At 32.9% G+C, this 21,394-nt stretch carries 22 protein-coding genes and 1 other annotated feature; of the genes, 17 read left to right on the top strand and 5 right to left on the bottom strand.

The window, feature by feature from the left end; genetic code table 11:
• Window positions 1-5 precede the first annotated feature (5 nt).
• The 5 genes from ACJDU8_RS13245 to rnfB are packed head-to-tail and all read left to right on the top strand — an operon-like array spanning window position 6 to window position 3,655.
• A complete protein-coding gene (locus ACJDU8_RS13245) occupies window positions 6-998 on the top strand; it encodes an RnfABCDGE type electron transport complex subunit D (protein ID WP_406792624.1) in 993 nt (330 codons plus the stop codon).
• 5 nt (window positions 999-1,003) lie between these two features.
• Entirely contained in the window at window positions 1,004-1,555 is a 552-nt protein-coding gene (locus ACJDU8_RS13240; protein ID WP_406792623.1) for an RnfABCDGE type electron transport complex subunit G, read from the top strand.
• A 2-nt stretch (window positions 1,556-1,557) separates the two neighbouring features.
• Window positions 1,558-2,199 carry an electron transport complex subunit RsxE gene (gene rsxE, locus ACJDU8_RS13235; protein ID WP_406792622.1) on the top strand — a complete coding sequence of 214 codons (642 nt, stop codon included), beginning with the start codon at window positions 1,558-1,560 and terminating at the stop codon, window positions 2,197-2,199.
• Window positions 2,199-2,780 (top strand): electron transport complex protein RnfA, encoded by a 582-nt coding sequence (locus tag ACJDU8_RS13230; RefSeq protein ID WP_406792621.1) that lies wholly within the window; start codon window positions 2,199-2,201, stop codon window positions 2,778-2,780. Before rsxE ends, ACJDU8_RS13230 begins: the two co-directional genes overlap by 1 nt.
• Before the next feature lie 20 nt (window positions 2,781-2,800).
• Window positions 2,801-3,655, top strand: a complete 855-nt coding sequence (gene rnfB / locus ACJDU8_RS13225; protein ID WP_406792643.1) for an RnfABCDGE type electron transport complex subunit B — start codon at window positions 2,801-2,803, stop codon at window positions 3,653-3,655.
• Window positions 3,656-3,949: 294 nt separating this feature from the next.
• Here the strand turns inward: rnfB and ACJDU8_RS13220 are convergent, their stop codons facing one another.
• The 3 genes from ACJDU8_RS13220 to ACJDU8_RS13210 all read right to left on the bottom strand — a co-directional run bounded on the left by ACJDU8_RS13220 (window position 3,950) and on the right by ACJDU8_RS13210 (window position 5,782).
• Window positions 3,950-4,468, bottom strand: a complete 519-nt coding sequence (locus ACJDU8_RS13220) for a Gx transporter family protein (protein ID WP_406792620.1) — start codon at window positions 4,466-4,468, stop codon at window positions 3,950-3,952.
• A gap of 91 nt (window positions 4,469-4,559) precedes the next feature.
• Window positions 4,560-5,219, bottom strand: coding sequence for a DUF4397 domain-containing protein (locus ACJDU8_RS13215; protein ID WP_406792619.1), 660 nt, complete (start codon window positions 5,217-5,219; stop codon window positions 4,560-4,562).
• Window positions 5,220-5,314: 95 nt separating this feature from the next.
• On the bottom strand, window positions 5,315-5,782 hold the full coding sequence (locus ACJDU8_RS13210; protein WP_406792618.1) for a DUF4883 family protein: 468 nt from the start codon (window positions 5,780-5,782) through the stop codon (window positions 5,315-5,317).
• A gap of 115 nt (window positions 5,783-5,897) precedes the next feature.
• Here ACJDU8_RS13210 and ACJDU8_RS13205 point away from each other — a divergent pair, with 115 nt between their 5' ends.
• The 9 genes from ACJDU8_RS13205 (at window position 5,898) to ACJDU8_RS13165 (ending at window position 14,076) form a co-directional block, all read left to right on the top strand.
• Complete coding sequence (locus tag ACJDU8_RS13205) at window positions 5,898-6,779, top strand: Cof-type HAD-IIB family hydrolase (protein ID WP_406792617.1); 882 nt, start codon at window positions 5,898-5,900, stop codon at window positions 6,777-6,779.
• A gap of 56 nt (window positions 6,780-6,835) precedes the next feature.
• Window positions 6,836-7,159: a binding site (T-box leader), on the top strand.
• A 45-nt stretch (window positions 7,160-7,204) separates the two neighbouring features.
• Entirely contained in the window at window positions 7,205-8,635 is a 1,431-nt protein-coding gene (gene trpE, locus ACJDU8_RS13200) for an anthranilate synthase component I (protein WP_406792616.1), read from the top strand.
• Entirely contained in the window at window positions 8,636-9,220 is a 585-nt protein-coding gene (locus tag ACJDU8_RS13195; RefSeq protein WP_406792615.1) for an anthranilate synthase component II, read from the top strand.
• Window positions 9,210-10,217, top strand: coding sequence for an anthranilate phosphoribosyltransferase (trpD, locus tag ACJDU8_RS13190; protein WP_406792614.1), 1,008 nt, complete (start codon window positions 9,210-9,212; stop codon window positions 10,215-10,217). Before ACJDU8_RS13195 ends, trpD begins: the two co-directional genes overlap by 11 nt.
• 30 nt (window positions 10,218-10,247) lie before the next feature.
• Window positions 10,248-11,036, top strand: a complete 789-nt coding sequence (trpC, locus tag ACJDU8_RS13185; RefSeq protein WP_406792613.1) for an indole-3-glycerol phosphate synthase TrpC — start codon at window positions 10,248-10,250, stop codon at window positions 11,034-11,036.
• Window positions 11,037-11,070: 34 nt separating this feature from the next.
• On the top strand, window positions 11,071-11,670 hold the full coding sequence (locus ACJDU8_RS13180) for a phosphoribosylanthranilate isomerase (RefSeq protein ID WP_406792612.1): 600 nt from the start codon (window positions 11,071-11,073) through the stop codon (window positions 11,668-11,670).
• Entirely contained in the window at window positions 11,667-12,854 is a 1,188-nt protein-coding gene (trpB, locus tag ACJDU8_RS13175) for a tryptophan synthase subunit beta (RefSeq protein WP_406792611.1), read from the top strand. The genes ACJDU8_RS13180 and trpB overlap by 4 nt, the downstream gene beginning before the upstream one ends.
• Before the next feature lie 39 nt (window positions 12,855-12,893).
• On the top strand, window positions 12,894-13,688 hold the full coding sequence (gene trpA / locus ACJDU8_RS13170) for a tryptophan synthase subunit alpha (RefSeq protein WP_406792610.1): 795 nt from the start codon (window positions 12,894-12,896) through the stop codon (window positions 13,686-13,688).
• A 112-nt stretch (window positions 13,689-13,800) separates the two neighbouring features.
• A complete protein-coding gene (locus tag ACJDU8_RS13165; RefSeq protein ID WP_406792609.1) occupies window positions 13,801-14,076 on the top strand; it encodes a metal-sensitive transcriptional regulator in 276 nt (91 codons plus the stop codon).
• A 45-nt stretch (window positions 14,077-14,121) separates the two neighbouring features.
• On the opposite strand, the gene ACJDU8_RS13160 is transcribed toward ACJDU8_RS13165, so the two are convergent.
• Window positions 14,122-14,565, bottom strand: coding sequence for a threonine/serine exporter family protein (locus ACJDU8_RS13160; protein ID WP_406792608.1), 444 nt, complete (start codon window positions 14,563-14,565; stop codon window positions 14,122-14,124).
• Complete coding sequence (locus tag ACJDU8_RS13155; protein ID WP_406792607.1) at window positions 14,562-15,332, bottom strand: threonine/serine exporter family protein; 771 nt, start codon at window positions 15,330-15,332, stop codon at window positions 14,562-14,564. The genes ACJDU8_RS13160 and ACJDU8_RS13155 overlap by 4 nt, the downstream gene beginning before the upstream one ends.
• Before the next feature lie 490 nt (window positions 15,333-15,822).
• On the opposite strand from ACJDU8_RS13155, the gene glyA reads away from it, so the two are divergent.
• The 3 genes from glyA (at window position 15,823) to ACJDU8_RS13140 (ending at window position 21,391) form a co-directional block, all read left to right on the top strand.
• The gene (glyA, locus tag ACJDU8_RS13150; RefSeq protein ID WP_406792606.1) at window positions 15,823-17,058 is read left to right on the top strand and encodes a serine hydroxymethyltransferase; all 1,236 of its coding nucleotides are present in this window, start codon (window positions 15,823-15,825) and stop codon (window positions 17,056-17,058) included.
• A gap of 200 nt (window positions 17,059-17,258) precedes the next feature.
• Entirely contained in the window at window positions 17,259-17,504 is a 246-nt protein-coding gene (locus ACJDU8_RS13145) for a hypothetical protein (RefSeq protein ID WP_406792605.1), read from the top strand.
• A 113-nt stretch (window positions 17,505-17,617) separates the two neighbouring features.
• A complete protein-coding gene (locus ACJDU8_RS13140) occupies window positions 17,618-21,391 on the top strand; it encodes a phosphoribosylformylglycinamidine synthase (protein WP_406792604.1) in 3,774 nt (1,257 codons plus the stop codon).
• Window positions 21,392-21,394: the final 3 nt, after the last annotated feature.

Here is a 21,394-nt window from a genome sequence, read left to right as displayed (position 1 = left end):
TAAAAATGGCAGAAGCACAAGTAAAAAAAGATGTTTTCACGGTTTCCTCATCACCACATATTCGTTGTGATGAATCTATATCTAAAATAATGTGGAATGTTAATTTAGCATTAGCTCCAGCAGCAATTTTTGCTATATATAATTTTGGAATTCCTGCTCTAAGAACTATGATAGTTGGCATCTTAGCTGCTGTGATTACAGAATATGTAGTTGAAAAAATAAGGAAAAAACCTGTAACTATTGCAGATGGAAGTGCGTTTTTAACTGGACTTTTACTTGCTATGTGTGTACCACCAGGAATTCCAGCTTATATGATTGCCATAGGAGCTTTTATAGCAATAGCTATAGCTAAACATTCTATGGGAGGGCTTGGATATAACATATTTAATCCAGCTCATATAGGAAGGGCAGCTTTAATGGTTTCATGGCCTGTGGCTATGACTACATGGACAAAGTTAACTACAAGTGTAGATACTGTAACCACTGCAACTCCACTTGGAATTTTAAAGCTTGATGGTTATTCAAAATTAGTTGATACTTTTGGAGGGACTGGTGCACTTTATAAGGCATTACTTATAGGTACCCGTAACGGTAGTATAGGAGAGACTTCTACAATATTACTTGTCCTAGGAGGACTTTACCTTATATATAAGCGTTATATTAACTGGAAGATTCCTGTGCTGATGATTGGAACTGTAGGAATACTTACCTGGGCTTTTGGAGGAACTTCAGGGCTTTTTACAGGAGATCCTATTTTCCACATGATGGCAGGAGGCTTAGTTTTTGGAGCTTTCTTTATGGCTACAGATATGGTCACTATTCCTATGACGGCTAAGGGACAGATTATTTTTGCCATAGGTGCAGGGGCTCTTACTTCACTTATCAGATTAAAGGGTGGATATCCAGAAGGTGTCTGTTATTCAATATTATTAATGAATGCAGTTACTCCTTTGATAGACCGCTTTACGCAGCCAGTTAAATTTGGGACAAGGAGGTAGGCCTAATGAGTAAGGATCAAAATAGCATTTTTGAAATTACTAAAAATTTAACAATTACATGCTTTATAGCTGGAATTATAATTGCCGTAGTTTATTATATAACAGCACCAGTAGCGGCACAAAAACAAGTTGAAATCAAGAATCAAACCATGAAAGCCTTAGTTAGTAATGCAAATAATTTTAAAACTGTAAATGGCAAAAAAGATTGGTACGCTGCCCAACAGGGGAGTAAGACAATTGCCTATGTAGTACCTGCAGAAAGTAAAGGTTATGGCGGAGCTATAACTATGTTAGTAGCTGTTACTCCAGATGGAAAAGTAATAGGGTTTAGTATAGTATCCCATAATGAGACTCCAGGACTTGGAGCTAATGCTTCAAAACCTTCTTTTAGTTCACAGTTTAAAGGAAAAGTAGCTGATGATTTAACAGTTGTAAAAGATAAGTCCAATAAGAAAAATATTCAAGCCATGACAGGAGCTACAATTACTTCAAGAGCTGTAACTAAAGGAGTCAAAGAGGCGGTTCAAGAGGTTACTACATTTACGGGAGGTAAATAATTATGAAAGGGTTATGGAATATATTTAAAAAAGGATTAGTTTCGGAAAATCCTATATTTGTTCTTGCACTTAGTTTGTGTCCAGCACTGGCAACAACTAGTTCTGCTGTAAATGGTTTAACTATGGGATTGTGTGTATTATTTGTTATAACTTCCAATAATACTGTAGTATCTATAATTAAAAAGTTTGTAAACCCTAAGGTTCGTGTACCGGTATATATAACCTGTATAGCAACTATAGTTACAGTGGTGGAACTTGTACTACAGGCTTATGCACCTTTATTATATAATCAATTAGGCATATATCTGGCATTGGTAGTTGTATTTGCTATAATACTTGCCCGTGCGGAAACTTTTGCTTCTAAAAATCCTGTAATACCATCTTTTTTCGATGGATTAGGTATGGGGTGTGGTTTTACTCTGGCTTTAGTTTTAATAAGTATTATACGTGAATTATTTGGAGCAGGAACTATATTTGGTATACATGTAATGTGGGCTTCTTATAATCCGGCTTTGATTATGATACTTCCACCAGGAGCTTTTATGTTAATTGGATATTTAGTTGCACTGGTAAAAATTTTCAATCAACATAGAGAAAAAGTAAAAATGGAAAAATTACAACAAGTAAGTGGAGGTGAAGCATAATGTCTGCCTATTTAACTTTGTTTATAAGTGCAGTAATTGTAAATAACTTTGTTTTAACAAGATTTTTGGGACTTTGTATATTCTTTGGGGTTTCTAAAAACTTAGATGCTTCTTTAGGCATGGGTATGGCTGTTACATCAGTTATTACCTTAAGCTCAATGCTTGCCTGGGTAGTTTATCATTTTGTATTAATTCCTTTTAATCTAGTTTTTTTAAAAACTGTGGTTTTTGTACTTTTAATTGCAAGTTTCGTACAACTTTTAGAAATTATTATAAAAAAGCAAGCGCCTGCATTATATAATATGTGGGGAATATACCTTCTTTTAATAGCTACAAACTGTGTTGTACTTGGTGTACCACTTATAAATGCAGAATCCAATTATAATTTTTTACAGAGTGTAGTTAACAGTATAGGCTCAGGATTAGGATTTGCTGTTGCTATAGTTCTAATGGCAAGTCTTAGAGAAAAGTTAAGATTAGCAGATGTGCCTAAGGCCTTAGAAGGTCTTGGAATAGCTTTTATTCTGGCAGGAATGTTAGCTTTATCCTTCTTAGGTTTTTCAGGTATGATTTCGCTATAGAAAGGGGCTGATGAAAAGTGATGAATACAGCAATTATGGTTTTAGTAGTAATGACCATTATAGGATTTATATTTGGACTTATTTTGTCCTATGTAAATAAAAAGTTTGCAGTGGAGGTAAATCCACTTATAGAACTAGTAGAAGATGTGCTTCCTAAAGGACAGTGTGGAGGATGTGGATATGCAGGATGTAAGGCATATGCAGAGGCAGTTGTTTTAGATGAAAGCGTTGCTCCTAATCTCTGTCTACCGGGAAAAGAAGAAGTTGCAAAAGCTGTGGCAGAATTGACAGGTAAGTCTGCTGGAAATGTTGAACCAAAGGTTGCCCACGTAAGGTGTGCAGGAGATTTGTCCCAAACAGTAAAAAAATATAACTATAAAGGAATAGAGGATTGCACTGCAGCAAATTTACTTCAAGGTGGACCTAAAGCTTGTCTGTATGGATGCTTAGGTTTTGGAACTTGTGTGAAAAATTGTCCTTTTGATGCTTTAACTATGGGTTCTAAAGGGCTACCGATAGTTGATATTGATAAGTGTACAGGCTGCGGATCTTGTACCAATGCTTGTCCAAAGAGTGTGATTGAATTGCGTCCTTTAGGTTCTAAAGTTGGAGTTAACTGTAATTCCAAAGATAGAGGTGCAGAGGTACGTAAATCCTGCAAGGTAGGATGTCTGGGATGTGGATTATGTGTAAAAAATTGTTCTTATAGTGCTATTGAACTTAAAAATAATTTAGCAGTGGTAGATCATCATATTTGTATTGAAAAATGTAGTGAAGCTACCTGTCTGGGTAAGTGTCCTACAGGAGCCATTAAAGATATTGTAAGTGGTGTAGATTTGCAAGAACAAAGTAAAAATGAAGCTGCTGCCAATTAATAATTATCAAGTGATTCTTAGGTTCAGATGGAGTTTACTTATGAGAAATGCTTTCTCCACCTGAACCTTATTAACAGTATTCTTAGTGTCTTTAGCACTTAGAATACGTTATCCTTTAGGAGAAGAACTTATCCAGGTGCGTAGCACCTCTTATCTCCCACTTTGATAGAAAAGCAGAGAACCAAAATTTTTAATTTTGTGTGAATCGCTTTCACAGAGTGCGATGGGAGTGTTAGCAATGGTAGCGTTCGGATAAAATATGCTGCAAGTAAAACTTGCAGCATATTTTTCTGTTTAAGAGTTAAGAAAATTTTTAAACATAGGAATTTTACCTAAGTTATCAGTCAAAAATTTAGTGCACCAACCTATGAAATATCCTGTAATTATGGCGGATATCAAAAGCACCGGTAGGTATATATATATTCTAAAATCTTGAATTACCACGGAAGCTATTAGTAGTTGGCCTATGTTATGAAATATTGCTCCACAAATACTTATAGTCCATAGGCTGAGGGAATTTTTTAAATATTTATATAAAATAATCATAACCACGTTGCTTAGAATTCCCCCTGCTATACTAAACATAAATGCAGTCATTGTACCGTTGAACATTGAACCTAAAAGGGTTCTTAAAAACATTATTATTAAAGCTTCTTTCCAGCCTAAAAGTATTAATGCGGCTAGTGAAACTGTATTGGAAAGTCCAAGCTTCATTCCAGGGAATAAAACGGGAATTTGTGCCTCTATTACGTATATAACTAAAGCTATACTTACCAGAAAACTCAGGAAAACCAATTTTTTTGTTTTACTCATTTTTGCACCTTATCATCTTTAGATTTAATTGTCAAGTAATTGTATTTATTATTTTACTATAATAGAAATTTATTTACAATGTTTCAGAAAATTAAAATTGAATATAGCTATTGCCGTCAAGAGGAATTAGTACTTGAAGTTTAGGAGGCTTAGAAACATTTCCTACGGCATATATGGTGTAAAATTTATCAGGACGTAATCTTATATTAGGTACGTATAGAATCCTCTCACCAGAATCAGAAGTCCTAGCTTCTATGGTATAGGTTCCGGGGTCTACAGGTAAATATCTAGTTACTTGTTTGTAAGATATATTTGAAAAAAGCGTATTACCGTCAGGCAGAACTATATTTAGTGTAGGTGCTTCAGGAGAAAGATGAGCGAATCTTATGAATGCCTTGTCTGGAATTCTAGGACGACGTACATCTTCTATGGATAATAAATTTATATTTGGGTAATCATCTATAGCAGCTAAGGTAAATATCCTTTCTGGAGGTATAAATAAACTTTTATCTATAAGTGGGTTCGTAGTGCTTCCAGAAGGAAATACTTTTATATGGTATGTTCCAGAAGGTATACTTACATAATCAGAAAAGTATTTATATAGTAAATTTCTAAATATAAGTCTATCATTTAGATATACATCTATTGCAGGAGAATTTGGGCTGGCATTTAAAAATCTTATATGGGATATAGAACTAACATCCGGCATTCTATGAAAATTTCTATAGGCATAATAAGGACAAATGAACATTAATAATTCACCTTTCATAAATTTATACAATAATAATATATGTATATAATTATATCTGTGATACAATTATATAAGATTTCTAAACTAAAATCCCATTAATACTGTTTAAAAATGTATTTACCTAAATAATATAGATTTAAAGATGCTGGAATGTTACTTGTGTCTAAGTAATCCATGGGATAATCTCCATCCCAGGGATAAATAGACAGGTATTTTTCGTTATATACATCTATTAATAATTTTTCTTTGTTAAAAGTGAAGCTGATTCTATAGGCAGATTTTTTTGGCAAGTTTTTTGGTTTGGCAATGAAGTTCTTTTTATTAAGGGTAGATAACATATTTTTTATATCTTTAATGTTATCTTTATTTAAATTCATCTCATCGTGGAAGTTGTTTTCTTCAATAGTACATTTTACTGGAGAAGATAAAGTTAAATTTTTAGCAAGTAAGTTTGTATAATAAAAATTATTTGGCTTTTTCTGGGTGAATATTGTATTATCTAACTTATAATTAAACCCTAAAAGCAAAGCAACTGCCATTAAAAATAGTAAAAATTTTTTCATTATATATCACCTAACATAAAGTATTATAAATAAATTTATGTTTTTATTTTTAATGTTATACCTGGACTAAATAAAATTAAATAATATTTTAACTATGAAAGTAGGAGAGGTACATATGAGTTCACAATTCCCAGTTCACAATGTAAAGTTTTGTTCACCATCACAGATAGCTAGGAGTTATAAAATTATTGCGGTAGATATGGATGGAACTCTTTTAAATGATAAAAGGCTAGTACCAGAATATAATAAAGATATGATTTATAAAGCCATAGAATTAGGCGTAAAATTTGTCATCTGCTCGGGAAGGCCCCCTATGGCATTAAAGTTTTATTCTGAAGAATTATTTCCCAAGGAACCTATGATATGCTGTAATGGAGCTGTAATAATAGGTGAGAATAAAAGCATTATTAAATCAAATCCATTAAATAGGTATAGTTTATTAAGGGTTATAGATTTACTAAGAGAAGAAAAAGATACCTATTATCATTTTTATGATGACTTTGGACTTTATAGTGAGCAATTTAGATATACTACTAAAAAATTTTATGACAATAATAACGATTCCAATAGTAAATTTAAAATGAAAATTACAATCGTAAAAAATTCAAAGACATTTATAAAACATAGTAAATGTAGTATAAGTAAAATAGTAGTTATAGATGAAGACGTAGAGTATTTAAATAGGCTTAGGGGTAAAATAGATAAGGTTCCTGGCATAACAACTACAAAATCAGACTTATATAATATTGAAATAGTTAGCAGGGGTGTATCAAAGGGAAAGGCACTAGAATTTTTAGCAGGTTATTATAAAGTACCTATGGGTGAGTGCATAGCCATAGGAAATGATGAAAATGATAAAAGTATGATTAGTGCTGCAGGTTTGGGGGTAGCTGTACGTAATTCCAGAGAAATTTTAAAAAAATCTGCAGACTATATTACAGATATAGATAATAATAGTGGTGCCGTAGGGGAAGTTATAAAAAAATTTATACTATAAAAATTATTGACAATTATAAAATTTAGTTTTATAATTTTAAATAATAATTTTAGAAATTAAATCCTATGATCAGAAGTAGTATATATTATAATTTAGGCTAAGAGAGTCTGAGGTGGTGAGATTCAGATGCTAATGTTAATATTGAATGGATCTGTAAGGTGTGATGTGAATTAATAGTAGCAATATCCGGTAAGTCTACCGTTAAAAAGGCAAGGTATCGAGAGTTATTCTCTGTACCTGAGAGAGAATTTTATTTGGGTGGCTAAGGAAATATAGCATTTCTTCCTAAAAGGGAGAAATGCTTTTTGTTTTAGGAATTTTTACCATCTAATATAAGATTAATATGGGTGGTACCGCGGAAAATACACTTCGTCCCTTTTGTGGATAGAAGTGTATTTTTTTATTAATTTTGGAGGTGAAATGATATGTTAAATGTAACTGAAAGTGAATTCAATTTATTAAAAGATAAAGGGAATGTATTTCCTGTAACTTGTAAATTAAATGGGGATGAAATAACACCTATAAATATATTTTATAATTTGGAAGGTGAAAATAAAATTATAATGGAGAGCGTGGAATTTAATGAACAAAGAGGAAGATATTCCTTTATAGCGTGCAATCCATACATGGAAATAAAAAGCTCCAAAAATAATATATTTGTAAAAAACAAAAATTTCCAGGGTGAATTCAAAGGGAAAGTTATTGATTTTGTGAAAAAATATATGGATATAAATTACAATTCCAATTTACTTGATATACCATTTACAGGGGGTGCTATTGGGTATGCCGGATATGATGTAATAAAGCAATATGAAAATATAAGGGATGAAAATGAAGATGACTTAAAAATTCCTGAAGCTTATTTTATGTTTTATAAAAGTTTCGTATGCTACGATCATTTAAAGCACATGGTGATTTTGGTATATAATGTATTTCCTGAAGATGATATGAATTACTTTGAAATTAATAATTATTTCAAAAAGCTATATGAGCAAATTACCAGTAAAATAATTGTTCATACTATTCCTGACAGCACTGAGATAGCAGAGTTTACATCTAATTATACCAAGGATGAATTTCATGAAAATGTAAATAAGGCCAAAGAATATATAAAAAGAGGAGATATATTTCAAGTAGTTATTTCTCAAAGATTAAAATGCAAAACTGAACTAGGAGCTTTTGATATTTATAGAAAGCTTAGATATGAAAATCCATCACCATATCTTTTTTATATGGATTTTAAAGATTTTCAAATTGTAGGTTCATCACCAGAGAGACTTGTAAGCGTACATGGAGATATAGTCAGCACCAATCCAATTGCAGGTACACGAAAAAGAGGTACTAGTGAAGAGGAAGATGAGAAACTAAAAAATGAGCTTATAAATGATGAAAAGGAAAGAGCAGAACATGTGATGCTGGTGGACCTCGGAAGAAACGATATAGGAAAAGTAAGTGAATTTGGAACTGTTGAAGTCACAAAGTTTATGGAAGTACAGAAGTATTCTCATATTATGCATTTAGTATCGGAGGTTTCAGGAAAATTGAAAAAGGGAATTTCAAGTTTTGATGCTTTTATTTCTTGTCTTCCTGCAGGTACGGTATCTGGTGCACCTAAAATAAGGGCTATGGAAATAATAGATGAAATTGAAGATAGAAAAAGACTTGTATATGCAGGTGCAGTGGGGTATTTTTCTTATAACAAAAATATGGATACATGCATTGCAATCAGGACATTAGTTCTTAAAGACAAATATGCTTATATACAAGCCGGGGGAGGCATAGTATATGATTCTGACCCTGAATCAGAATATCAGGAATCCTTAAATAAGGCAAAAGCATTAATGGAGGTGGTATAGTTGATATTAATGATAGATAATTATGATTCATTTACCTATAATCTTTATCAATATATAGGAGAACTTTATGAAGATATAAAAGTAGTTAGAAATGATGAGATTTCAGTAGAGGACATAGAAAAATTCCATAACTTGCAGGGCATAGTTATATCACCTGGTCCCGGAGTGCCTGAAGATTCAGGTATATGTATTGAAGTGATAAAAAGATATGGATGTGATATACCTATTTTAGGAATATGCCTTGGGCATCAGGCTATAGCTAAGGCTTATGGGGGAAATGTAGTTAGGGCGAAGGAAATAAAACATGGTAAGACATCTATGGTAGATCATGTAGAAAATGAATTATTTAAGGGAATTAAAAATCCTATTAGGGCCATGAGATATCATTCTTTAATAGTAGATAAAGAATCGATAATTCCTACTCATATTATTAAAATTGCAGAAAGTGATGACGGGATTTTAATGGGTATAAAACACAAATCTTTCCCGGTATATGGACTTCAGTTTCATCCTGAATCCATATTGACAGAGTGCGGTCACAGTATAATAAAGAATTTTTTACAGGAGGTATGTCATGTTAAATGAAGTCATGAGAGAAGTTTTGTCAGGTAAGGATTTATCTGAAAGCCAATCTGAACAAGCTATGCAAAATATAATGAAGGGACAGGAGTCTTCTGCGTTAATAGCTGGTTTTTTAATAGCACTGAAAATGAAGGGAGAATCTATTTCGGAGATAACAGGCTGTGCAAAGGCCATGAGAAACATGGCAGTGCCTGTAAAATTAAAATCAGAATATGCTATTGATACCTGCGGTACTGGCGGTGATGGAGGAAAGACCTTTAATATATCTACTGCAGCAGCTATTATAGCAGCCTCCGCAGGAGTAAAAGTAGCTAAGCATGGAAATAAAGCTGTATCCAGTAAAAGCGGCAGTGCAGATGTGCTGAAAGAAATGGGAATTAATATAAATTTGGAGAAATCCAAAGTTGAACATTGCATTGATAATGTGGGCATGGGATTTTTATTTGCTCCGGTGTACCATAGTGCTATGAAAAATGTGGCAAGCATTAGAAAGGAGCTGGGGGTTAGAACTATATTTAATATATTAGGGCCACTTACCAATCCGGCATTTGTAAAAGGACAGGTTATGGGAGTTTATGATAAAGAACTTTTAGAACCGGCGGCTAAAACTCTTTTAAATTTAGGCTGTGAAAGGGCTATGGTAGTTCACGGAGGAGATGGATTAGATGAAATTACAACTACTACAGTAACTTATGTATGTGAAGTTAAGGATGGGGAAATAAAAAATTATACATTATCTCCTGGAGATTTTGGTATAAGAACAGCTTTTTACAAAGACATTGCAGGAGGAACAGCAGCAGAAAATGCAGCTATAATACTTGATATATTAAAGGGGAAAAATGGTCCTGAAAGAGATATAGTGCTTCTTAACAGTGCAGCTGCCCTTTATATAGGTAAAAAAGCTGAAGACTTAAGAGATGGAGTTTATAGGTCAATGGAGCTTATTGATTCAGGTAAGGCTTATGCTAAATACGAAGAAATTTTAAATTGTAATAACTAAATTGATAAATTTTGATGGAGGGCTGCTAATATGATATTAGATGAAATAGTTGCTGTGAAAGAAGAACAGTTAAAAGCCAAAAAGGAAAAATATCCTCTTAAGCATATTATAGGTGAACTGGGTAGATTAGATGAAACTAAAATAAGAAATTTTAAAAATGCACTTATAAAAGACAATATATCCATTATAGGAGAAATAAAAAGGGCATCACCCTCTAGGGGAATTATAGTGAAGCACTTTCAGCCTGAAGATATAGCGAATATGTATGAAATAGTAGATATAGATGCGGTATCTGTGCTTACTGAGGAGCATTATTTTAGGGGGAAGGATCAATATTTGAAAGAAGTTAAAAATTTGATTTCAAAACCTGTGCTCAGAAAAGATTTTATTGTAGATGAGTATCAAATTTATGAATCAAAGCTTTTAGGAGCAGATGCCATACTTTTAATAGTAAGAATTTTGAAACAAAATTTAGGTAAGTTCTATAAGATAGCTTCTTCTTTGGGACTTCAGTGTATTGTAGAAGTTCATAACAAAAGAGAACTGGACATTGCCTTGGAAATAGCCCCAGATATAATTGGAATAAATAATAGAAATCTTGAAAATTTTACTGTAGATTTAAAGAATACGGAAAATTTAGTTAAATATATACCTGGTGGTATTGCCATAGTTTCAGAAAGCGGAATAAAAACTATGGATGATTTTAAATATATAAGAAGTCTCCCTTTAAATGCGGTTTTAATTGGGGAAGGATTTATGAAAAGAATTGATGATGTAAGTAATATGGAAGAGTTTATAAATAATATAAAGAATGCCTAACTTTCAATATATAGTTGGAGGTGAAAATCACACATTGGTTAAAGTTAAAATATGTGGTCTCAGGAGAGAAGAGGATATTGAATATGTAAATAAATATAAGCCGGATTATATAGGGTTTGTATTTTCAAAAAGCAAAAGGCGGATAAATTTAGAACAGGCCAGGACTCTTATAGCTCATTTAGATAACAGCATTAAAACTGTAGGAGTTTTTGTAGATGAGACTTTAGAGTATGTATATAATATATCGAAGTCTCTAAGGCTGGATGTAATCCAATTTCATGGTCTGGAAAATGAAGAGTATATGAAACATTTTAATGAATTTATTCTTTGGAAGGCTTTAAAGATAAATAGTAAAGAAGATATTTTGAATTTAAATTATAAATATGCAGATGGAATAGTTTTAGATAACAAAATAGCGGGAAGTGGAGAAAGTTTTAACTGGAATATTGCAACAAATATTGAGTTAAAAAAACATTTAATACTGGCAGGTGGTATTAATGAAAAAAATGTTGAAACTGCAGTTAGTATAGTTCATCCTGATATAGTGGATGTTTCCAGTGGTGTTGAGAGCTGTGGATATAAGGATTTAAATAAAATAAAAGTATTTATTGAGAAAGTGAGGAAGATTAAATGAATAGATTAGATAAAAATTTAGGCAGGTTTGGAAAATTTGGAGGACAATATGTACCAGAGACAGTTATGACAGCACTTATGGAACTTGAAGAAAGCTTTAATGAAGCAAAACAGGATAGTGAGTTTATGAAACAGTATATATACTATTTAAAAGAGTATTCAGGAAGACCAACTCCCCTCTATTATGCTGAAAATTTGAGCAAAAATTTAGGAGGGGCCAAGATATATTTAAAAAGAGAGGATTTAAACCACACAGGTGCCCATAAGATAAACAACGTATTAGGACAGATTCTTCTAGCAAAAAGAATGGGAAAGAAAAAGGTAATAGCAGAAACTGGCGCAGGGCAGCATGGAGTGGCAGTTGCTACAGGAGCTGCAATGTTTGGAATGGAATGTATTATTTATATGGGAGAAGAGGACTGCAAGAGACAATCTTTAAATGTTCTTAGGATGGAAATATTAGGGGCAAAAGTAGTTCCGGTAAAATCAGGTACTAAAACTTTAAAAGATGCAGTAAATGAAGCACTGAGGAAATGGGTAGAAAATATTGAGGATACCTTTTATATAATGGGTTCTGTAGTAGGACCTCATCCTTACCCCACTATAGTGAGAGATTTTCAAAGGGTAATAGGGGATGAAACTAAGGAGCAAATATTGAAAAAAGAAGGAAGACTTCCTGATTATGTAATAGCTTGTGTTGGTGGCGGCAGTAATTCTATGGGCATTTTTTATCCATTTGTAGAAGATGAAGCTGTAAAACTTATAGGAGTTGAAGCAGCCGGATTAGGTATAGATACGGACAAACATGCTGCTTCTATGGCTAAGGGGTCCGTGGGAGTTCTTCACGGCATGATGACTTACTTGATTCAAGATGATGAGGGTCAGATACTTCCGGTGTACTCCATATCCGCAGGATTGGATTATCCTGGGGTAGGGCCTGAACATGCTTATCTAAAAGAAACGGGAAGGGCAACTTATACTTATGTCACTGATAAGGAAGCCTTGGAGGCTTTTGGATATTTAAGTAGGCATGAAGGAATAATACCGGCGCTTGAAAGCTCTCATGCACTAGCTTATACTATGAAACTGGCACCTAAACTTAATAATGAAGACATAATTGTAGTAAATGTTTCTGGAAGAGGAGATAAGGATGTAGATACCATTGCAGGACTTGGACATTTTTAAATAAGCAGTATAAAATTTTATAAAATGTGGAGGATAAAAATGAATAGAATTGATTTAAAATTTAAAGAATTAAAAATGCAAGGTGAAAAAGCTCTTATACCTTTTGTAACAGCGGGAGACCCTAGTTTAGAAGCTACAGTTGATATTGTACTTGAAATGGATAGAAGAGGGGCAGATGTAGTAGAAATTGGAATACCTTATTCTGATCCTCTGGCGGATGGCCCTATTATACAGGGGTCTTCCCAAAGGGCAATAGAAAAGGGAGCTAAAATTAAAAATATTATGGAAGTTGTAAAAAAAATAAGGGATAAAAGTAATGTTCCACTTGTATATTTAGTGTACTATAGTTCTATATTTAAATATGGACTGGAAAAATTTATATCTGAGGCTTCCACTTCAGGGATAGATGGAATTATAATACCAGATCTTCCTATAGAAGAAAGGGGAGACATAATAGATATAGCAGGAAAATATGGAGTATATTTAATACCTCTTGTGGCTCCTACCTCACAAAAAAGAATTAAAGAAATAGCAGGTGGAGGATCTGGCTTTGTGTACTGTGTGTCTAAAAATGGAGTAACTGGAGTAGGAGAACAAATTAAAACAAATATTGAAGAGTATATGGAACTTGTAGGTAACTATACGGAGCTTCCAAAAGCTATTGGGTTTGGAATTACAGGACCTGATATGGCAAGGGAGTTTAAGCCTTATTGTGATGGAATAATAATAGGTAGTGCTATAATTGACATTATATATAAATGTAAGGATGAAAAGGAGGCTGTAAATAAGGTAGGGGTATTTATTTCAGCTGTAAAAAAGAGCCTGGATGAATAATAGTTATTAGTCTCCAAATATCTAAAAGATATCAATTTATAGGGCTTATAGGTTATAATATATATTAACCTTAAAGTTTTTAGATTGTGTATTACGTTTGGGAGTGATATTTTTGGAAGAAAAAAGATTATCAGAAAAAAAACAGATTCAAACTAGATTGAGGAGAATAGAAGGACAAATAAAGGGTATTGAAAAAATGATTGAAAGTGATATATGCTGTCAGGATATTTTAATACAGATTGCAGCAGTAAGAGCAGCGGTAAATAAAGTAGGCGGTCTGGTATTAAAAAATTATGCCAAGACCTGCCTCATGGAAGATGAAAATAATAAAGGGAAAAATCAGAGTATAGAAAATTTTGTATCTACTGTTACTATGTTCTTAAAGTAAGGCATATTCTATGATTTTTAAATAACAAAATCAGTTTATAACTGCCTACTTTTTAAAAAGTTTCCTCTTAAAAAGTACACATACTTTGGATATAGAAGATACTAAAAATATACCTACAGCTATGGTTCCGGCAATTTCAAGAGTGTTAAGCCCCATGGATAGTGATTCATTTATGTGTCCCTGTATAGATTGCAGCATAGTATTATACATTCCTCCTCCGGGAACTAAAGGAATGACTGCACATATAACAAAAGTTGTTGCAGGAGTTTTTAATACTCTGGCCATTACTTCAGAATATATAGATGCAACTACTGATGCTATGAAAAAACACAGTATGCTGGAGGAACTTAAATGATGTGAAGAAAGCAAATAAAAAAACCAAGTTAATCCGCCGCCTAAAGATGAAAATATGAGATTTTTTCCCCGTACATTGCCCAGTATACTGAAAGATAAAGTTGTAATTAATATATATATGGAATTTATTATCATATTTTAATTCCTCCAAGAATAAACCACAGCTTTAACACTACTCCTGTACCTATGGCAATTGCTACAGCTGCTAGAAATGCTTCCATTCCCCTTGAAATACCAGAGATTAAATCTCCTGCAATGGTGTCTCTTATGGCATTGGTTATGGCAAGGCCAGGTACTAGAAGCATAATGGAGCTGATTATTATGGTATCTGTATGTGAACCAATATTGTATTTAGTGCTTATAAGTGCAATTAAAGCGGCAATGGAACCACAGAGTATATTTATAAAAAATTCATTTGTCCTAAGAAAGTTAAAAGCATAGGAGGTTAGTCTTATTAGGATTCCTATGAAAAATGATACTATGAAGTCTTTTGCATTGCCTCCAAATGCAAGAGAAAAAAAAGCCGTGGTTGTTCCAGAAAATAATAAGGTTACTTTAAAACTGTAGGGTCTAGATGATTCTATTTCAGATAATTTAATTTCTGCTTTATATAAAGAGTAATCTTTATCATTTATGTGTCTTGAAAGATTATTTACCTTAGATATTTTTTCTAAATTCAAGGTTCTATGGCGTACTCTTTTTATTACGGATATAGTTTGACCATGTTCATCTGAGGCAGAGACTATAATTACATTTAAAGTTACAAAAGCATCTATGTTGTATATATTATAACTGCCTCCTATTCTAGTTATGGTTTCCTCTACTCTATATATTTCAGCGCCGCTTTCCAGCATTATTTTTCCGGCATGAGCTGCTAAATTTACTATTTTGTTAATATTCATAGTTGTTTCTCCCGTACAAAGATAAATAATGAAATCATTATACCATAAAATTATTTTCATTTGAGTCATATTGTTAAAACAATTATCCATATTATCTAAAAGCATACTTGTGTAATTTGAAGTTATAAAGTAATATATTAATGAAGTTAAATCCAACATGACATATTTATACATAGTGAGATATCTTTAAATCAAGTGATTCTTAGGTTCAGGTGGAGTTTGCTTATAAGGAATTTTCTCCATCTGAACCTTAGAAGAACTTATCCAGGGGCGTAGCAGTGCTTATCCCCCACTTTGATAGAAAAGCAGAGAACCAAAATTTTTAATTTTGTGTGAATTGCTTTCACAGAGTGCGATGGGGTATTAGCAATGGTAGCCTTCGGATAAATCACTAGATAGCATGACGGGATATTTGATTTTTTATTTGTTTTCAGATACCTAAAATACTGAATAATTTTAAAACTTATATTTTCAAAGGAGTGAATATTATATGGATTTTAACCAATTGAAAAATACTGATAAAGCTGTCTATGGAATAATTGAAGAAGAATGGGAAAGGCAGAAAAATGGTATAGAACTCATTGCTTCAGAAAATTTTACTAGCAAGAGTGTAATGGAAGCAATGGGTTCATTTTTAACTAATAAATATGCTGAAGGATATCCTGGAAAAAGGTATTATGGAGGATGCTACGTAGTAGATAAAGCAGAAGATTTAGCTAGAGATAGAATGAAAAAACTTTTTAATGCAGAACATGTAAATGTACAGCCGCACTCTGGTTCACAGGCTAATATGGCAGTTTATATGTCGGTACTAAAGCCTGGAGATACAGTTCTTGGCATGAGCTTAAATCATGGAGGACATTTAACCCATGGAAGCAAAGTTAGTTTTTCAGGAAAATTATATAATTTTGTTTCCTATGGATTAAATAGCGATACTGAGAGAATTGATTATGATGAAATGAGAGAACTAGCACTTAAACATAAACCTAAAATGATAGTTTCTGGTGCTAGTGCCTATCCTAGAACAATAGAATTTAAAAAGATAAAGGATATATGTGATGAAGTAGGGGCTTATATGATGGTAGATATAGCCCACATTGCAGGATTAGTTGCCGCAGGTAAGCATGAATCTCCTGTACCATATGCAGATTTTGTCACAACTACTACCCATAAAACTCTCAGAGGACCTAGAGGAGGAGCAATAATATGTAAAGAAAAATATGCTGCTGCCCTTGATAAGACCATATTTCCAGGTATACAAGGGGGACCTTTGATGCATATTATAGCAGCTAAAGCGGTTTGTTTTGGAGAGGCATTAACAGATGAATATAAACAATACATAGATCAGGTAGTGAAAAATGCTAAAGTTTTAGGGGAAGAACTAGTAAAATATGGATTTAGACTTGTAAGCGGAGGTACTGACAATCATCTTTTGCTAGTAGATCTTACTAATAAAAAAATTACCGGAAAAGATACAGAGGAGCTTTTAGATACAGTTAACATAACTGTAAATAAAAATGCCATTCCTTTTGATAAATTAGGACCTAGTATTACAAGTGGAATTAGAGTAGGTACTCCAGCTGTAACAACCAGAGGGTTCAAAGAAGAAGAAATGAAAAAAGTAGCTTATTTTATTAATAAAGCAGTAGAAAACAAAGGTTCTGACTTATCGGAACTTAAAAAAGAAGTAATTCAATTATGTGGTGATTTTCCTTTATATGTATAAGTCCTTGACAAAAAAATTATCAAGTTAATATGGATATCAATCTGATATTGTAATGTAAATTATAACTGTCTGCTGTATTTGCAGGCAGTACTTTTTTAGTTTAAATAAAGTATTTCTATTGGGTATTTTTAGACACCTATTAATATTTTGCAATACTTATGAATACAATTTATTAAATAAATATGAAGAGGTTGATTTGTATGATAAAAAAGGGAACTTTTATTGAGGTAAAGGTAGTAGACTGTTATGACAACAAAAAAATAGTCAATGTTTTTTTAAGGGGTAGTTGTTTAAATAGCTGTGAAATGGGCGAGCAGGCAGAAGTACGTACTACTACTGGACACATAGTTAGAGGCATAGTTTCTAAAAATAATTTTTTTTATAATTCTTTGGATACAAATGCTAAAAATGCACAAGAAATACTTTTTATTAAAGAAAAAAAATAAGACACTAGTACACATTATTCACAAAGGTATATATATATGATATAATGTATGCGAATAATTTTGGTGAAAATATAATAAACGTTCGAAAAATAACAAAATAAGGAGAGAGTACAATGAGTGTTAAAAGACTGTTTGTGGAGAAAAAGAAGGGATTTGACATAGAAGCTCAAGGACTTCTCAAAGATATTAGAGAAAGTCTTAGTATTCACCATTTGGAAGATGTAAGAGTAATAAATCGTTATGATATAGAAAATATCAATGATAAGGAGTATCAAGAATCAAAGCATATAATATTTTCAGAGAAAACTGTAGATGAGATATATGAAGAAAAAATATATGTGGAAGAGAATGCTAAAGTTTTTGCTGTAGAATACCTTCCAGGGCAATATGATCAAAGAGCCGATTCCGCATCTCAATGCATTCAGATATTAACTCAAAGTGAAAAAACTCAAGTTGTATCTTCAAAAGTATACATACTTTATGGTAGTATATCCAATGATGAATTTTTAAAAATAAAAAATTATTGTATAAATCCCGTAGATTCAAGAGAAGCTTCTTTAGAAAATATAGATAATTTAAACAGTAAACTGACTATACCTGAGTCTGTGGAAATATTAGAGGGATTTATAGAAAAAGGTAAAGAGGAGCTAGAAGAATTTCTAAAGACAAGGGGACTTGCCATGAGTCTTGAAGATCTGCTTTTCTGCCAGAAATATTTTAAAGAGGGAGAAAAGAGAAATCCTACTATAACTGAAATAAAGGTAATAGATACTTATTGGTCTGATCACTGCAGGCACACTACCTTTATGACTGAGCTAACTGATGTATCTATTGAAGAGGGAAAATTTTCAATACCTATAAAAAAAGCCTATGAAGATTATTTGAAATTAAGAGATAAAATATATAGTAACAATAGAAAGCCTCAGTGCCTTATGGATATAGCTACCATTGCAATAAAAAAACTGAGGAAAGATGGAAAGTTAAAAGATTTAGATGAATCTGAGGAAATAAATGCATGTAGTATAGTTGTAAATGCAGATGTAGATGGGAAAACTGAAAAATGGCTTGTAATGTTTAAAAATGAAACTCACAATCATCCAACTGAAATTGAACCTTTTGGAGGGGCGGCAACTTGTCTTGGTGGGGCAATACGTGATCCGCTGTCTGGCAGATCTTATGTGTATCAGGCTATGAGGGTTACAGGAAGTGGAGATCCTAGAACCAGGATAGAGAATACTTTAAAAGGAAAGCTTCCACAGAAAAAAATAACCATAGGTGCGGCAGAAGGATACAGTTCCTATGGAAATCAAATAGGTCTTGCAACTGGAATGGTTTCTGAAATATATGATGAAGGCTATGTGGCAAAGAGGATGGAAATAGGTGCTGTTATAGCTGCAGCTCCTTTTGAAAATGTAAAAAGAGAGAGACCGGATACTTCTGATGTAATAATACTCTTAGGAGGAAGAACCGGAAGAGATGGATGTGGAGGAGCTACAGGTTCTTCTAAAAAACATACTGAATCTTCCATACTCACATCAGGTGCAGAAGTACAAAAAGGTAATCCTGTTACGGAAAGAAAAATTCAAAGGTTATTCAGGAAACCGCAGGTAAGTAGAATGATTAAAAGATGTAATGATTTTGGAGCAGGAGGAGTTTCTGTAGCTATAGGAGAGCTTACTGAGGGACTTGAAATAAATTTAGATTTAGTGCCTAAAAAATATGAAGGCTTAGATGGAACAGAACTTGCTATCTCAGAATCTCAAGAGCGAATGGCAGTAGTTGTATCAAGAGAACATGAAAAAAACTTCATAGAATGTGCAAGGGAAGAAAATTTAGAGGCTACTAAAGTAGCTGATGTTACAGGGGATAGAAGATTAAAAATGTTCTGGCGAGGAAATTCTATTGTAGATTTAAGCAGGGACTTTTTAGACACCAATGGAGTAAGGGCGCATGTGGAAGTTAAGGTGAAGTGCCCTGATGATAATAGTTATTTTGAAAGAACTAATTTATATGAAAATATGGATAATGAACATATATTAAACTTATGGATTAAAACATTGAAGGATTTAAATGTATGCAGCCAGAAAGGTTTAGTTGAGAGGTTTGACAGTACTATAGGTGCTTCCACGGTACTTATGCCTTTTGGCGGAAAATACCAGGATACTCCTGCAGAAGCCATGGCAGCAAAGTTACCTGTATTAAATGGAAATACCAATACCGCTACTATAATGAGTTTTGGATATAACCCGGATATAGCCAAATGGAGTCCATTTCATGGTGCAGCCTATGCAGTAGTGGAATCTGTAGCTAAAATTGCGGCTTCGGGAGGGGATATAAACAATATAAAATTGACATTTCAAGAATATTTTGAGAAGCTTGGTAAAGATCCTGAGAAATGGGGTAAGCCTTTTTCTGCTTTACTTGGAGCACTTTATGCTCAAAGTGAATTTGGCATAGCGGCCATAGGAGGAAAGGACAGCATGTCTGGAAGCTTTGGAGATATGGATGTTCCCCCTACTTTAGTTTCTTTCTCAGTTGGCACAGGGGAAGCAGATAAGATTATATCATCCGAATTTAAAAATTATGGAGACTATGTACTTCTTATACCTGCTCCAAAAGACGATTTTTATCTTCCAGATATTAAGAAACTTAAAGAAAATTATAGTATTATAAACAGCATGATAAAAAGGGACGAAATACTATCTGCTCATACTGTTAAAAGAGGCGGTATATGTGAAGCTGTAAGTAAAATGAGTTTCGGAAATAGGATTGGCATGAAATTTACAGATAACATAAGCAGTATGGAGTTATTTTCACCGGATTATGGTTCTATAATAGTGGAAGTAGATTCAAAAGTAAATATTGAAGAAAAATTTAAAGATACAGGATTTAAACTTATTGGTGTTACTCAAGAGGATCAGGTTATAGATGTAAATGGAATAAAAATATCTATTTCAGATATGGTAAATTCATGGAAGGAAAGCCTTGAAAATATTTTTCCTACTTATGTTGAAACAGAAAATGAAAAAATAGAGATGGATTATTTTCATACAAAAAATAAAATTTCTCCAGCTGTAAAAATTGTTTCTCCAAAAGTAGTTATACCTGTGTTTCCGGGAACCAATTGTGAATATGATACAGAAAAAGCTTTTAGAAAAGCGGGAGCTTCTGTAGAAACTGTTATAATCAAAAATTTAACTGGAGCGCAAATAGAAGAATCTGTAGATAGAGTTGTAAAGGAAATAAACTCATCTCAGATTATTATGCTGCCAGGAGGATTTAGTGCAGGAGATGAACCAGATGGATCTGGTAAATTCATTGCTGCCTTTTTTAGAAATCCTAGAATAAAAGAGGCTGTAATGGAGTTTTTAAATAAGAGAGATGGTCTTATGCTTGGAATATGCAATGGATTTCAGGCCCTTATAAAGTTAGGTCTTGTACCTTTTGGAGAGATAAGAGATATAGATGAGTCTTGTCCTACGCTTACTTATAATAAGATAGGAAGACACGTTTCAACTATAGTAAATACAAAAATAGTTTCCAATTTGTCCCCATGGTTTAATAATGCAGCAGTAGGTGACATTTATTCTACAGCAGTTTCTCATGGGGAAGGAAGATTTGTAGCAAGCAAGTCTATGATTGATAAACTGAAAGATGCAGGGCAAATAGCAACACAGTATGTAGATTTTCAGGGAAATTCCAGCTATGACGTGAAATTTAATCCAAATGGATCTTATTATGCAGTAGAAGGTATAACCAGTCCTGATGGAAGAATACTTGGAAAGATGGGTCATTCAGAAAGAATAGGAAAAAATGTTATAAAAAACATTCCTGGAGAAAAAGATCAAAAATTATTTGAAGCAGGAGTCAACTATTTTAAAATTTAAATC

The organism is Candidatus Clostridium eludens (genome assembly GCF_045310515.1).
Taxonomy (GTDB): domain Bacteria; phylum Bacillota; class Clostridia; order Clostridiales; family Clostridiaceae; genus Clostridium_B; species Clostridium_B eludens.
The sequence above is the reverse complement of the archived record's forward strand: the minus strand, read 5'-3'. Positions and strand labels throughout refer to the sequence as shown.